This is a genomic window from Acinetobacter sp. Colony158 (assembly GCF_019264745.1).
GTDB classification, from domain to species: domain Bacteria; phylum Pseudomonadota; class Gammaproteobacteria; order Pseudomonadales; family Moraxellaceae; genus Acinetobacter; species Acinetobacter ursingii.
Map to the genome: position 1 here is coordinate 1,431,966 of NZ_CP078523.1, position 12,616 is coordinate 1,444,581.

The 12,616-nt window shown below is 41.2% G+C and carries 13 protein-coding genes; 8 read left to right on the forward strand and 5 right to left on the reverse strand.

Going from position 1 to position 12,616, the window contains the following annotated elements; translation table 11 throughout:
• Positions 1-109: 109 nt before the first annotated feature.
• Entirely contained in the window at positions 110-1,141 is a 1,032-nt protein-coding gene (gene adhP, locus JR005_RS05780; RefSeq protein WP_218665706.1) for an alcohol dehydrogenase AdhP, read from the forward strand.
• A 58-nt stretch (positions 1,142-1,199) separates the two neighbouring features.
• Here the strand turns inward: adhP and JR005_RS05785 are convergent, their stop codons facing one another.
• From JR005_RS05785 to JR005_RS05805, 5 genes are all read right to left on the reverse strand, one after another.
• Positions 1,200-1,817 (reverse strand): hypothetical protein, encoded by a 618-nt coding sequence (locus tag JR005_RS05785; RefSeq protein ID WP_218665707.1) that lies wholly within the window; start codon positions 1,815-1,817, stop codon positions 1,200-1,202.
• A gap of 144 nt (positions 1,818-1,961) precedes the next feature.
• Positions 1,962-3,104 carry a S8 family peptidase gene (locus tag JR005_RS05790; protein ID WP_218665708.1) on the reverse strand — a complete coding sequence of 381 codons (1,143 nt, stop codon included), beginning with the start codon at positions 3,102-3,104 and terminating at the stop codon, positions 1,962-1,964.
• A gap of 211 nt (positions 3,105-3,315) precedes the next feature.
• Positions 3,316-3,861: a glutathione peroxidase gene (locus JR005_RS05795; protein ID WP_004985611.1), complete on the reverse strand. Its 546-nt coding sequence runs from the start codon at positions 3,859-3,861 to the stop codon at positions 3,316-3,318.
• Between the two features lie 123 nt (positions 3,862-3,984).
• On the reverse strand, positions 3,985-4,755 hold the full coding sequence (locus JR005_RS05800; protein ID WP_104794585.1) for an AraC family transcriptional regulator: 771 nt from the start codon (positions 4,753-4,755) through the stop codon (positions 3,985-3,987).
• A complete protein-coding gene (locus JR005_RS05805) occupies positions 4,752-5,966 on the reverse strand; it encodes an MFS transporter (protein WP_044435770.1) in 1,215 nt (404 codons plus the stop codon). Before JR005_RS05805 ends, JR005_RS05800 begins: the two co-directional genes overlap by 4 nt.
• A gap of 137 nt (positions 5,967-6,103) precedes the next feature.
• Between JR005_RS05805 and JR005_RS05810 the strand changes: the two genes are divergently transcribed.
• The 7 genes from JR005_RS05810 to JR005_RS05840 all read left to right on the forward strand — a co-directional run bounded on the left by JR005_RS05810 (position 6,104) and on the right by JR005_RS05840 (position 12,607).
• The gene (locus JR005_RS05810; RefSeq protein WP_104794584.1) at positions 6,104-6,757 is read left to right on the forward strand and encodes a TetR/AcrR family transcriptional regulator; all 654 of its coding nucleotides are present in this window, start codon (positions 6,104-6,106) and stop codon (positions 6,755-6,757) included.
• A gap of 116 nt (positions 6,758-6,873) precedes the next feature.
• Complete coding sequence (locus JR005_RS05815; RefSeq protein WP_151724614.1) at positions 6,874-7,788, forward strand: DMT family transporter; 915 nt, start codon at positions 6,874-6,876, stop codon at positions 7,786-7,788.
• A 364-nt stretch (positions 7,789-8,152) separates the two neighbouring features.
• Positions 8,153-9,331, forward strand: a complete 1,179-nt coding sequence (locus JR005_RS05820) for a BMP family ABC transporter substrate-binding protein (RefSeq protein ID WP_004985599.1) — start codon at positions 8,153-8,155, stop codon at positions 9,329-9,331.
• Between the two features lie 42 nt (positions 9,332-9,373).
• Positions 9,374-10,030 carry a Rieske 2Fe-2S domain-containing protein gene (locus tag JR005_RS05825; protein WP_004985598.1) on the forward strand — a complete coding sequence of 219 codons (657 nt, stop codon included), beginning with the start codon at positions 9,374-9,376 and terminating at the stop codon, positions 10,028-10,030.
• Positions 10,023-10,931, forward strand: coding sequence for an aromatic ring-hydroxylating dioxygenase subunit alpha (locus JR005_RS05830; protein ID WP_218665709.1), 909 nt, complete (start codon positions 10,023-10,025; stop codon positions 10,929-10,931). The genes JR005_RS05825 and JR005_RS05830 overlap by 8 nt, the downstream gene beginning before the upstream one ends.
• Entirely contained in the window at positions 10,928-11,545 is a 618-nt protein-coding gene (locus JR005_RS05835) for a glutathione S-transferase (RefSeq protein ID WP_151724616.1), read from the forward strand. Before JR005_RS05830 ends, JR005_RS05835 begins: the two co-directional genes overlap by 4 nt.
• 120 nt (positions 11,546-11,665) lie before the next feature.
• Positions 11,666-12,607, forward strand: coding sequence for a LysR substrate-binding domain-containing protein (locus JR005_RS05840; protein WP_004985592.1), 942 nt, complete (start codon positions 11,666-11,668; stop codon positions 12,605-12,607).
• Positions 12,608-12,616 lie beyond the last annotated feature (9 nt).

Genomic DNA, 12,616 nt, shown 5'->3' on the forward strand with positions numbered 1-12,616 from the left:
AATAACCTACCAAACTCCAACCTTAGTCATTTTATTCTGCTTTATAGTTGAGAATGGTTCTTATAATAATGAACAAATTCTTAATATGACATAAGACGGAGATAATAAAATGGGAAGCACAATGAAAGCTGCGGTGGTCACCGAGTTTAATCAACCGCTACAAATCAAGGATGTAGACATTCCAAAAGTCAGCGCAGGCAAGGTTCTGGTCAAGATGATTGCGACTGGGGTTTGCCATACTGATTTACATGCCATGCATGGTGATTGGCCAATTAAACCGAGTCTACCGTTTATTCCAGGTCATGAAGGCGTGGGTGAAGTTGTAGAGATTGGTGAAGGAATTACTCACCTGAAAGTGGGTGATAAAGTCGGTATCCCATGGTTATATTCAGCTTGTGGACATTGCGAACATTGTTACGCAGGTTGGGAAACCTTATGTAAGGAACAGCAAAATTCAGGGTATTCGGTCAATGGAAGTTTTGCCGAATATTGTCTGGCGGATGGTGAATATGTCGGTGTGATTCCAGATGGTGTGGATTTACTCGAAATCGCGCCAATCTTATGTGCAGGCGTGACCGTTTACAAAGGCCTGAAAATGACTGAAGCCAAAACAGGGGATTGGGTGGCGATTTCAGGTATTGGTGGCTTGGGTCATGTGGCGGTGCAATATGCAAAGACCATGGGTTTTAATGTGGTTGCCATCGATGTCGATGACAGTAAACTAGCATTAGCCAAAGAATTAGGGGCTGATGTTGGAATCAATGCACTTAAGGTAGATGTAAAAGAAGAAGTATTAAAAGCCACTGGTGAAGGCTGTCATGGCGTATTGGTTACGGCGGTTTCACCAAAGGCATTTGAACAAGCGGTTTCGATTATTCGTCGTGGTGGCACCATGGTCTTGAATGGTCTACCACCAGGCAAGTTTGACCTATCGATTTTTGATATGGTATTGGATGGTATTACGGTGCGTGGTTCGATTGTCGGTACACGACTAGATTTGAAAGAAGCACTGGATATCGCGGCACGTGGTAAGGTCAAAGCACACATCAGTGTGGAGCCGCTAGAAAATATCAATGATATTTTTGATCGGATGGAACAGGGTAAAATCGATGGCCGTATTGTGATTGATTTTAAAAAATAAAGTGTTTCACCACTGAATCGAATCAAAACCCATTCCTTTAAGAGTGGGTTTTATCATTTCATGAGTCAGTATCAGAAGCTTCTTGAGATGTTTCAGATTGAGCGGAATCTGATTGCGGAATCATCATGCTTGCCAACTTTAACATTTCGCTTTGAACATTATTCATTTGCTGTTCGATCTGTTTAAAATTGACCTGATCCCAGTTGACTTGTCCATTTAAAAACGGACTTTTTAATACCTGTTGGTTGCTCTCCAGTATTTTTTTACGAACATCTTCAATTTCCTGACTTTTTAAATTTAAACTGTTTAATGCCTGATCAAAGCCTTGGAGTTGCTGCTGCAAGGTCATAGCGGTTTGTTGTAATTGACGACTATCTTTGTCTTGAATGGCTTGCTGTAGTTCTGTTTGAGTTTGTTTTAGTTGTTGAATGTAATCACCTGCACGTAGTTGCAGATCTGCGACATCACGAGCGATATAAAAGAAATTACCACTTTTAAAATCGGAAGATGGGCTGTCTGTAGTCGTTTGATCAGTGATTTGGGCGGTCGCCTCATGATCTGATGCTGTCGTTTCCTGCGCATTATTTGTGGGAGGCTGATCACAACCTTGTAATGAAGCCATAGTGGTTACGATAAGAGCGGAGATCAGCAGAGATCGACCAGAAAAAAATGTCATAATTAAAAAAATCAGTATTTAATTTCTTAGAATATGATGAAAACATGGAGGGAGAATTGAGATTTGCAAAATTATAACAAAAGCAAAAATACCCTGAATACAAACCTTCATCTATCAAGGTTTGTATTCAAGAAATAAGAAAGGTTATAAACGGGTGTAAAGCAAGCGATTAGGTGAGTCTGTCTGGCTATCTGTTACCTTATTCGTTGTCGCTTTATTGAGAATACGATTGGTAATTTGTGATACGTTTTCACCTGTATATATTGCTCGTAAAATAGCGGCCAATCCCGCCACATGTGGACTTGCCATCGAGGTGCCGCTGGCCGTTGCTGTCGCTGTATTACTAGAATACCAATCCGAAGTAATATTACTGCCAGGCGCAAAGACATCCAGACATTTTCCGTAGTTAGAATAATTGGCGCGTTGATCCTGATTGGTGGTTGCGCCTACAGTAATCGCCGCTGGGACTCGTGATGGAGAATAGTTACACGCATCGGCATTGTTATTGCCAGCTGCGACCACCACGACAATATCTTTATTCACAACCCGATTAATTGCATCATCAAGTGCAGTTGAAGTTCCACCACCGAGTGACAAATTAACCACCGCATTCCTTGGGTTTTGAGAGGCAACCCAATCTAATCCTGCAATGACTGTTGATGTTGTTCCAGAACCATTACAGTCCAGTACCCGAACAGGGATGATAGAAGCAGATTTGGCAATACCATATTTTGTACCTGCAATCGTTCCTGCAACATGTGTACCGTGACCATTACAGTCCGTGGTGCCATTACCATCAGATACTGCCGTATAACCCGCCTTCACTCGACCAGCAAAATCCTGATGAGAAGCCAGCACCCCAGTATCAACCACATAGACGGGTACATCCTGAGCATTACCATCGGCATTGTAGGTCGAATTTAAGGGAAGGTTACGCTGATCACTGCGATCTAATCCCCAAGTCGCATTGGCTTGAGTCGTGGCATTGCTTTTAAACACTTGATCTTTTTCGATCAGGCTGACTGTGGGATTTAATTTTAAAATACGAACAAATTCCTGTTCTACATTTTGTGGAATTTGAACAGCAACGCCTTGAAAAGCATGTTGATAAATGAATTTAATTTTTCCCTGAAATTGTTGGTTAAAATTGATCGAGTTTAATAAACGATCGGTCACAGGCGTATTAAATTTAATTAGATAAGTTACCTGAGTTGGACTTGCAGCATGGGTTGTATGCGCCAATAGTCCGATCAGGGCGAATGGTAAACAGCGTAGTATTTGTTTCATTTTAGCCATTCCAGTTTTTGTTTTAAGAGGTCATTATCTGAATATAAATTAATCTATTTCTACGACAAATCAATGAGAAATATAATATTTCAATGTGATTAAAGATTTTATTTTTCATTATTTTGTGATGAGTTTTGCTTTTAAATAAACTTTATTTATTCTAAAAATAAAGATGACAAAACATAGGATTTGTCATCTTTGTAGCAAAATTTTATTTTGCTAACTCTGCCTGAATGGCATCGACTAAACGAGAGTCATCCGCAGTGATATCGGGTGCAAAACGTGCCACCACTTCACCTTTTTTATTGATTAAAAACTTCTCAAAATTCCAGAGAACTTCAGGCTTTGGATTTGGGGTTAGACCATATTCGACTAAATCTTGCCACCACGGTCCTTCACCAATACGTTCAGGCTGTGCAGTGATTAAAGTTTGATAAAGCGGATGCTTATCTTCACCTACGACAGAAATTTTGGAAAATATCGGAAAATGTACATCATAAGTCAACGAGCAGAACTGTTGAATTTCATCATTTGTACCAGGCTCTTGTTCCAAAAAATTATTGGCTGGAAAACCTAGAATTTCTAAACCATGCTCTTTTTGTGATTGGTATAGCTTTTCCAGTCCTTCGTATTGGGGAGTAAGACCGCATTTAGAGGCAACATTAACAATCAATAGCACTTTGCCTTGATACTGATTTAAAGTGGCTTCTTCCCCTGAGATCGTGTTGACTGGAATGTCGTAGACTGAATTGCTCATATAAGTCCTTAAAGTTGCATACATAAAAGAGATATCTTGTTTTAAGGAGATTTATGCAGAAAGGCAAGTGTTTTACTCGGGATTTCTGTGTATAACCGTAAAGTTATCCACAATGCACTCTGTTTATTTCATTTGAAGGGGAGTTTGACCTGTATAGCGTTTAAAAAATTCAATAAAACTGGAGCTATGTTGATAACCTAAATCCAATGCAATCCGTTTAATCGCCGTCCCTTGCTGAATTTGACCAATCGCATACACAATTTTGGCGCGATTACGCCATTCTGATAAAGATAATTGTAATTCCTGCTGGCTCAAACGTAGTGCATGACGCTCACTAATTTGAAAGCTTTGTAAAATCTGCTGCAAACTAGAATTAAACAACTGGGCTTGTCCTAGCTGATCCAGAATAGGCGCTAAGATGGGATGATTTGTCTGTGGTAAATAATGGTCATAACAATCTGCTGCCAGCATTTGATCGAACAAGACCTGTAATAAGCGCAGATATTCTATCGAATCTGGAGAGTACTGATCATGTAATAACTCTTTTACCAAGGCATGAAAAAAAGGTCGGATTTCGAGGGTTTTAGGACTGGCATGAAACTGTGAACAAAGATCAGGATGGACTCTGATACAAATAAAATGCGTCGGTTGATCGACTGCAACACAAAAATGACTGGTTTGTGGCGGTAACCACAAACCATAATTAGGCGGTGCCAAGAAGGTACGTTCACCCACCTGAATTTCAAGCACACCATTTAAACTGAAGTTGAAATCTCCCCACAGTGAAGAATGCGGGCACACACTGTCATGCGGATGGAAAAAGAATTCGTGAATTTCCAATTGTTGAGCCAGATTTTGTAAGGCATTCTGTGTTGGGGAAATTACATCATTCATGCTTCATTTTCACAGCTGATTTTCGGATTATTTAAACCTTTAGCTAACGTGAAAATAGACAGCAAAGCTAAAAGAATAAAACTGAGTACACCATAAATTAAAATATTTTCATTAAAATGATCAACCACAAAACCACCAAGTAATGATCCACTGGCAATCATCACCTGAAATAAGCCAACAAATAACGGCATTCCTTTTTCGACGGCTTGTGGTGCATGCACAAACATCCAGATATTGGCTGAGGTTGGAAATGCGCCAAATGCAAAACCCCATAAAGCAGTTAAGATAAATGCGCCTGTTTCATGAATGGCAAACACCGGAAATCCAAAGAATACAATGGCAAAACAGATTCCCACAAATGCTAAGGTATAACGAATATTTAAATTACCGCTATAACCTGCAAACGCATTACCGAAAACACCCGCGATGCCATACAGTAATAACAACATACCAATGGTCGTGCCATCAAAGCCTGCAATATGTTTAAAAAATGGTGCCAAATAACTATAAGCACAAAAATGTGCCAGCCCAATCAGCAGTACAATTAACATGCCACTACGAGCTTTCGGAATACGAAGTAAAGCAGGCAAGTCACGTAAATGAATGGCAGCATCAGGGCGTAATGGCGGTAAAAATACAACTTGAAGTACGAGCACGATAAAACCAATGACTGCCGTGATCGCAAAGGCACTGCGCCAACCATAAAACTCACTTAACCATGTGCCAATTGGAACACCTAGCACGGTGGCTAGTGTCACACCTGCCATGACGACGGCTGTGGCTTTGGCAATGGGTAAACTTTTGGGTGCCAGTTTGCCACTCAGGGCAATTGCAGTCGCCCAGAAACCTCCAATTGAAATCCCTAGAACTAATCGACTGAGTAACAGCAGGGTAAAATTGTCAGAAAATGCAGTAATCGTATTTGCAATGACCATTATGAAGGTGAGTAAAATCAGCACATAACGACGATCGAGTTGTTTCATCGCCACAGGTAGTAAAGGCGCAGCAAAAGCAGCCATTACACCTGGAAGGGTAATAATCAGCCCAGCCGTACCGGTTGAAATATTTAAATCGCTGGCCACGCTATTGAGGACACCAATCGGTAAAAATTCACTGGTGACCAAAGCAAATGCGGCAATCGAAACTGCCAATATCGCCAGCCAGCTACCTTGTGGGGCGGGACTGGGCGGAATGGGTGTTGAGCTATCCATTGAATTTCAACCTTATTGTAGGAATAGAAATGCGTCAATTTATTTTCATAGTGATCACTATGAAAATAAAATAGTTGAAAAAAATATCAGCGTCAATTAATTTAATAATGATTGTTATAAAAATAGCTGTGAGCTTTATGACAAAATTAGATAAAACACTGGTTTTGGATGAGCCGATTGCGTTAGCAAAGAAAAAACGCGGTCGACCAAAGTGCTTTAATGAGCAACAGGCTTTGGAAAAAGCCATGTTGTTGTTTTGGGAGCATGGTTATGAAGCCACCTCAATCAGTGATCTTACTCAAGCGTTGGAACTGACGGCACCGAGTCTATACAGTAGTTTTGGTGACAAAGCCGGGCTGTTCTATCAATGTATTGATTATTATCTGGCTCATGAAGCTTGTCCGATCCTCCGCATTTTTTTAGAAGCTAAAACCGCCAAGGTTGCATTTGAACTGTATCTATATGACAACGTCAAGCGTTTGGCTCAACCCAATAAGCCCAAAGGTTGTATGTTAATTACTGCTGCCATGAATGGCTCGGAACAAGCGCAGGATATACAATATAACCTACTTGAAAAACGTTTAGCGACCAAACAAAAACTATGTGAACGCTTACAACAAGGTGTTCTGGAGGGTGATTTATCTAAACATGCGCCTATTGCAACGATGACTGATTTTTATTGTACTGTGATTCAAGGTTTAACGGTGCAGGCACGGGATGGCGCAGAAATTGATGAATTAAATCATGTGGTGGAACATGCCATGAAAGCATGGGACTTATTTGATCAATAACCCGATTTTGATCAATAAGTGATGTCTTAACTGCGATACAAATGTCTGATTTGCGATATTTCAATTTATCTCGACAAGGATAAAATAGATTTATTCTCATTTAGTTTGAAAAATTCATGAAAGATGTTGCAAAAGTTCATTGGTGGGCATTGTTACTGCCCATGCTGGCTGTATTAATTTGGTCGCTGAACATTACAGTGACTCGCTATGTGGCCGATTATATTTCTCCAGTGAGCATTAGTTTTTATCGCTGGCTGGTGGCATTTTTAGTATTGACACCTTTTATCCTGCCTCAAGTCTGGAAACAACGGATGCTGGTACGGCGGCATTTGGGTCAACTGGCGGTGTTAAGTGCCTTTGGGATGGTGCTATATCAAGGACTGGCTTATAGTGCTGCACATTATACCACTGCGACCAATATGGGGATTATCAATGCCTTTATTCCAGTGTTTACCATTTTTGTCTCGATGTTTATTTTAAAGGATATCCCCAACAAATTCGCCGTGATTGGGAGTTTGATTTCTTTTTTCGGTCTCATGTATGTCATGAGTCAGGGACATCTTGCCAACTTATTGCAAAGTGGTGGGCATTGGGGCGATGCCATCATGGTTGTTGCGGTGTTTTTCTATGCCTTTTATGGGGTGTTTTTAAAGAAATGGCAGTTACAGATTCCGTTATTGATCAGTCTATATGTGCAAATCGGTTTTGCCCTGATTTATCACCTGCCCTTTATTGTGTGGTTGGGACTAGATCCGATTAATCTCCAAAATGGACCATGTGTTTTTTATGCGGGCATTTTTCCATCACTGATTGCACCATTATTGTGGATGGTGGCTGTTCAGCAAATTGGACCCAATCGAACCAGTATTTTTATGAATCTGATGCCTGTATTTACAGCAATTATTGCCAGTCTATGGTTGTCAGAACACTGGACGATCTATCATACACTGGGTGGAATGATGATCTTGTTAGGCATCATTTTGGCGCAAAAGAAAACATCAATAAAAACCAAAAAGATCATTCCAAACTAGATATATGGCTTTTAAACAGTGGGGTGGACAGGGATGTTCCACACTTGTGCAGAATCTCTACGCTATGAAAACAATGGCGATTCTTAAACGTTTATCAAGCAATAAGCTAAAGTCATATTGTAATGTGTGCATTGTATAACCTATTGATTATTTTTGTTTTATTTAAATTTTGATTTGATCGATTCATTGGCTCTATTTTAGTTTTTATATAACCTTTATTTAAAAATGATCAATTAAAAACAACACAGCTCATGTTGGCGCAAAGGTTGCATTTTAGCTTGATGTGTTCTGGAAAATAAATCTTTGGTTCAGCGTAAGTTTATTTTCTGGTGTCTTTATACCATAACAAAAATGGGGTAGTGCGATGTCTGTTGAAATGAACAAAAATCCAAATCAGCTTCATGATCAAAGCCAACAGGGTTTATTTTCCAAATTATTTTCGAAATTCAAAAAGACTGCATTTTGTGCAGCCAGTAGCGGTTTACTCACTATCGGCGCTTTATCGACGACAGCCACAGTCGTAACGACTGCACATGCCGCTGATCCGCTCAAAGCTGCTTTTGTCTACATAGGCCCACCGGGGGATCATGGTTGGACTTACGCACATGATCAATCGCGTATTCGTACCGAACAAGATTTTAAAGGGGTGGTGAAAACCACTTTTGTGGCCAATGTGCCTGAAACAGGTGATGCAGAACGTGTTTTTCGTAACCTCGCGCAACAAGGCAATAAGGTCATTTTTGGCACGTCATTTGGTTATATGAATGCAATGGAGAAAGTCTCACGTACTTATCCAAATACGGTGTTTATGCATGCCACAGGTTATAAATCTGGCAAAAATATGGGCAACTATAATATTCGTACTTATCAGGGTGCGTATTTGCTTGGTGTATTGGCGGGAAGTAAGAGCAAGACTGGTAAAATTGGTTTTGTAGGTTCGTATCCAATTCCAGAAGTGGTGCGCAATATTAATGCGTTTACTATTGGTGCGCGTAGTGTCAATCCAAAAATTACCACCCAAGTGGTCTGGGTCAGTTCTTGGTTTGATCCGGGTAAAGAACGTGATGCTGCTTTAGCCTTGATTTCACAAGGGTGCGATGTGTTATTACAAAATACCGATTCGCCAGCAGTGGTACAGGCGGCCAAGCAAAAAGGGGTTTGGGGTCTCGGTTGGAATTCGGATATGGGTAAATTTGGTGGCGATGCGCAATTAGCTGCGGCGGTACTGCATTGGGATCCGATTTATGAAAAAGTGCTGAAAGATGTTGCTGCGAACAAATGGACCAATGCGCCGATTTATTATGGTGTCAAAGAAGGCACGGTCAATGTGGAAAATATTGGAAAAGCAGTTTCGGCTGACGCTAAAAAAATGGTTTTGGCTCGTCGTGATGCCATTAAGGCAGGTAAACTGAATCCATTTGCAGGTCCACTGTATACACAAGCTGGCAAAGAGTTTGTGAAAGCAGGCAGTATTTATACCGAAGCACAACTGGATAAGATGAACTTCTATGTACAAGGTGTTCAGGGCGTATTGCCAAAATAAATTGTAAAATTTAAGTCAATGGTTTTTCTGAGGAAGATGGACATGATCACAGGACAATGGATCCCTTTAGTTCCTTCGATGTTGATCGAAGCGGGTGAAGTGGAACAATTTCTGGTAGAGGATAAAGATGTTGCCGTATGGCGCTCTATGCAGGGTCATGTCCAAATTTGGGAAAATCGTTGTCCGCATCGCAGTGTGCGTTTAAGTCTGGGACAAGTACAAGGCGAAAGTCTCGTGTGTGCCTATCATGGTTGGCAGTTTGCGGCTGAAGATGGGCATTGTCAGCGAATACCTGCTCAACCTGATCAACGTGCGCCGAAAAGTTTATGTGCCAAGTCTTATGCTGTCACTGAAAAGTCAGGCATGATTTGGTATGGCGGTGATGCTGATTATTGTGCTGATCTTCCTTTGGAGGAGGTGCCGTTCGTTTATGCAGGTTCGGTAACACTGTCGACGACATTGCCTCAGGTACAGGATTATCTATCTGAACTGGGGATAAGTGACTGCGTTAGTCACAATCGGTTAGTGTGGCAAGGTCATGCTAAAGATTCCGCGCTACGCATTTATTTAACACCTACTCAGTCCAATGTGGTGACGATACATGCCATGTTATTACAAGAAGAACATGCAACCCAGCGTCATCCTCTGTTAAATCAGATGCGACAGGATTTGGAGTTGGAGCAATTGAGTTATGTCTAATCAGCATCTTCCATCACTTGCACCAAGCTTGGTTGGCGAGTGGATTGTGGTGGCATCTGAACAGGAGTTTGTTCAGCAGCAACAGATCAAAACTCGTCTGGATGGTCATAATTTGACGATCCAGCAAGATATTATCCATGCTGAAAAAGTGTATCAGATTCGATTTGATGCACTCGATATTGCTCCATCAGATATTGCAGTACAAGCGGCTTATGGCTTTGTCTGGTTGTGTATTGGTACTGAGAAAAAACCACTATTTCAGCTACAAGAATATGATGTTGCCGCCGCCCGCCGTGTACCCTGTGGCGCTTATGGTGTGCGGACTTCGCCATTGCGTGGTATTGAAAATTTTCTGGATATGGCACATTTTCCTTACGTACATACAGGGATATTGGGCGCTGAACCAGAAACCGCCGTCAAACCTTATCAAGTTGAATGGCGTGAAGAGGTCGATGAAATTTGGGCAACGGAATGTTTTTTTACTCAACCGCTTGCTGCACCGAGTTCTCCTCAGCCACAGGAAACTGAATATGTTTATCGTGTTGCTTCCCCCTTAAATGCGATTTTATATAAAGTGAATACTGCGGCTGAGGGAATTATTCCTGCCGATGTGGTGTGTCTGTTTATTCAACCCTTGAGTGAAACTCATATTCGGGCGCATTTACTCATGATTCTGGATGATCAGACCAGTAGCATGACCGATATGGTATTGTTTCAGCAGAAAATTTTTACACAGGATAAACCGATTCTGGAAAATCATCTGCCTTTGAAACTTCCACTTGAAAAATTGGAAATTCCAACTAAAGCCGATGCACTGGCGACCGCCTATCGTAAATGGTTGATCGCGAAAAACTGGAGTTATGGTGTACATCAAAACACCCACAGGGGGCATGTGGCATGAACTTAAATCAATCACAAACGGCTTTTCAACTCGCAGATGATCCATTATCCACGGATTGTTACAGCGTTCGTTTGCTACTTGAGTTTTTACAGCTCCCTTATCAATCCATCTATGCAGATGTCGAGCAACTGGAGCGCAAATTTGAATGTCCAGTTTTGTTCGATTCCACGTCAAACCGTTCTGGGTTGATGCCTATTTTTAAACAACTGCTTGAAATAACACAAACTCAATCGCAATGGATGCCTGAAAATTTGTCATCACAAATACAGGGTTGGTCTGATTTTAATGAAACACTTAAACTCAGTTTAGGAATCTTACGTCAGGCGAATTTGTCGGTCGATCAATTTTTATCTAATGAGGAACAGCTGATCCAACAGGCAACACAACAATTACGCGAATTAGATGATCACTTATGTGAGCAAACCGTTATTGGGCAGGGCTATTTATTGGGCTCACAACCCACGATTGCTGATTTGATGGTCTTTCCACAAGTCGCGCTGGCATGGGATGCTGGACTGAGCTTAGTGCCATTTTTGCATATTCGTCGCTGGATCAATCGTATTCGTCATCAAAGCCACTTTATTCCCATGGCGGGTTTATTGGCTGTCAATTGAAATAATTCATAAAAAAACTGTTTTTATTTTCATCATTGTGAATAGTGCTGTTCTATTGCATACCAGAGATGGTATAAATTTTGCCTATAAACTTCGTTTTAGTAAAATAAGGACAGCTTGGTGATTCATCCTACAAACAAATGGGAAGCGTTGGATGCACATTTATTGCAAGTGTTATATGTGCTCTTGACTGAAAAAAGTGTATCTAATGCAGCCAAACGACTGAATCAATCACAACCTGCCATTAGTACTGCTTTAAAAAAACTCAGGGAAATTACGGGCGATCAGCTCTTGGTGCGTAGTCGAAATGGCATGACACCAACTGAGCGCGGATTATCTCTACTTGAGCCTGTGAGTCAGGTACTTAGCCAACTCGAACTGATCGCGACTCAGCAAGTCAATTTTGATCCTGCGCAATCGCGCCAAGTGTTTAATCTGGCGGCATCCGATTATTTAAATCCGATCGCGATTGGTGAAATCCTGCGTAGGATTCATGTGGAAGCTCCGCATTGTACGGTGATTATGCATTCGATGGGACACAATGTGGATTATGCCCATGCACTGGAAAGTGGCATGTATGATGCGGTGATTGGCAATTGGCCACAACCCCCAGAATATTTACGGCTTGCGCCACTGTTTGAAGATGAAGTCGTTTGCCTGATGCGTAAGTTACACCCACTCGCCAACAAACCTTTATCCATGGATGATTATTTAAATGCTGATCATATTGCACCCACGCCTTATACGGTTGGCCAGCGTGGTGTCATCGATTTACATTTATCTAAAGAACGACTGAAACGTAATATTGTGGCATTTATTCCGTATTTTGGGATGATTCCGTACATGTTGCTACAACTTGACGCGATTTTTTCTGCACCGCGCTCATTTTCTCGCCATTATAGTGCATTATTGCCGTTGACGATTTCGACAGCACCGATTCAGTTTCCTAAAATTTCTTATTATCTACTTTGGCATGAACGCCAGCACCGCTCTCCTGAATTTCGTTGGTTCCGTGATTTGGTGATTTCGGTGCTGAGAAATGATAGTCATGTGGTCAATTAATTCTTCGCA

Excerpts from the sequence above, each read along its gene's own strand:
- adhP (WP_218665706.1), top strand. The coding sequence starts at position 110 with ATGGGAAGCACAATGAAAGCTGCGGTGGTCACCGAGTTTAATCAACCG.
- JR005_RS05785 (WP_218665707.1), bottom strand. The coding sequence starts at position 1,817 with ATGACATTTTTTTCTGGTCGATCTCTGCTGATCTCCGCTCTTATCGTA.
- JR005_RS05790 (WP_218665708.1), bottom strand. The coding sequence starts at position 3,104 with ATGAAACAAATACTACGCTGTTTACCATTCGCCCTGATCGGACTATTG.
- JR005_RS05795 (WP_004985611.1), bottom strand. The coding sequence starts at position 3,861 with ATGAGCAATTCAGTCTACGACATTCCAGTCAACACGATCTCAGGGGAA.
- JR005_RS05800 (WP_104794585.1), bottom strand. The coding sequence starts at position 4,755 with ATGAATGATGTAATTTCCCCAACACAGAATGCCTTACAAAATCTGGCT.
- JR005_RS05805 (WP_044435770.1), bottom strand. The coding sequence starts at position 5,966 with ATGGATAGCTCAACACCCATTCCGCCCAGTCCCGCCCCACAAGGTAGC.
- JR005_RS05810 (WP_104794584.1), top strand. The coding sequence starts at position 6,104 with ATGACAAAATTAGATAAAACACTGGTTTTGGATGAGCCGATTGCGTTA.
- JR005_RS05815 (WP_151724614.1), top strand. The coding sequence starts at position 6,874 with ATGAAAGATGTTGCAAAAGTTCATTGGTGGGCATTGTTACTGCCCATG.
- JR005_RS05820 (WP_004985599.1), top strand. The coding sequence starts at position 8,153 with ATGTCTGTTGAAATGAACAAAAATCCAAATCAGCTTCATGATCAAAGC.
- JR005_RS05825 (WP_004985598.1), top strand. The coding sequence starts at position 9,374 with ATGATCACAGGACAATGGATCCCTTTAGTTCCTTCGATGTTGATCGAA.
- JR005_RS05830 (WP_218665709.1), top strand. The coding sequence starts at position 10,023 with ATGTCTAATCAGCATCTTCCATCACTTGCACCAAGCTTGGTTGGCGAG.
- JR005_RS05835 (WP_151724616.1), top strand. The coding sequence starts at position 10,928 with ATGAACTTAAATCAATCACAAACGGCTTTTCAACTCGCAGATGATCCA.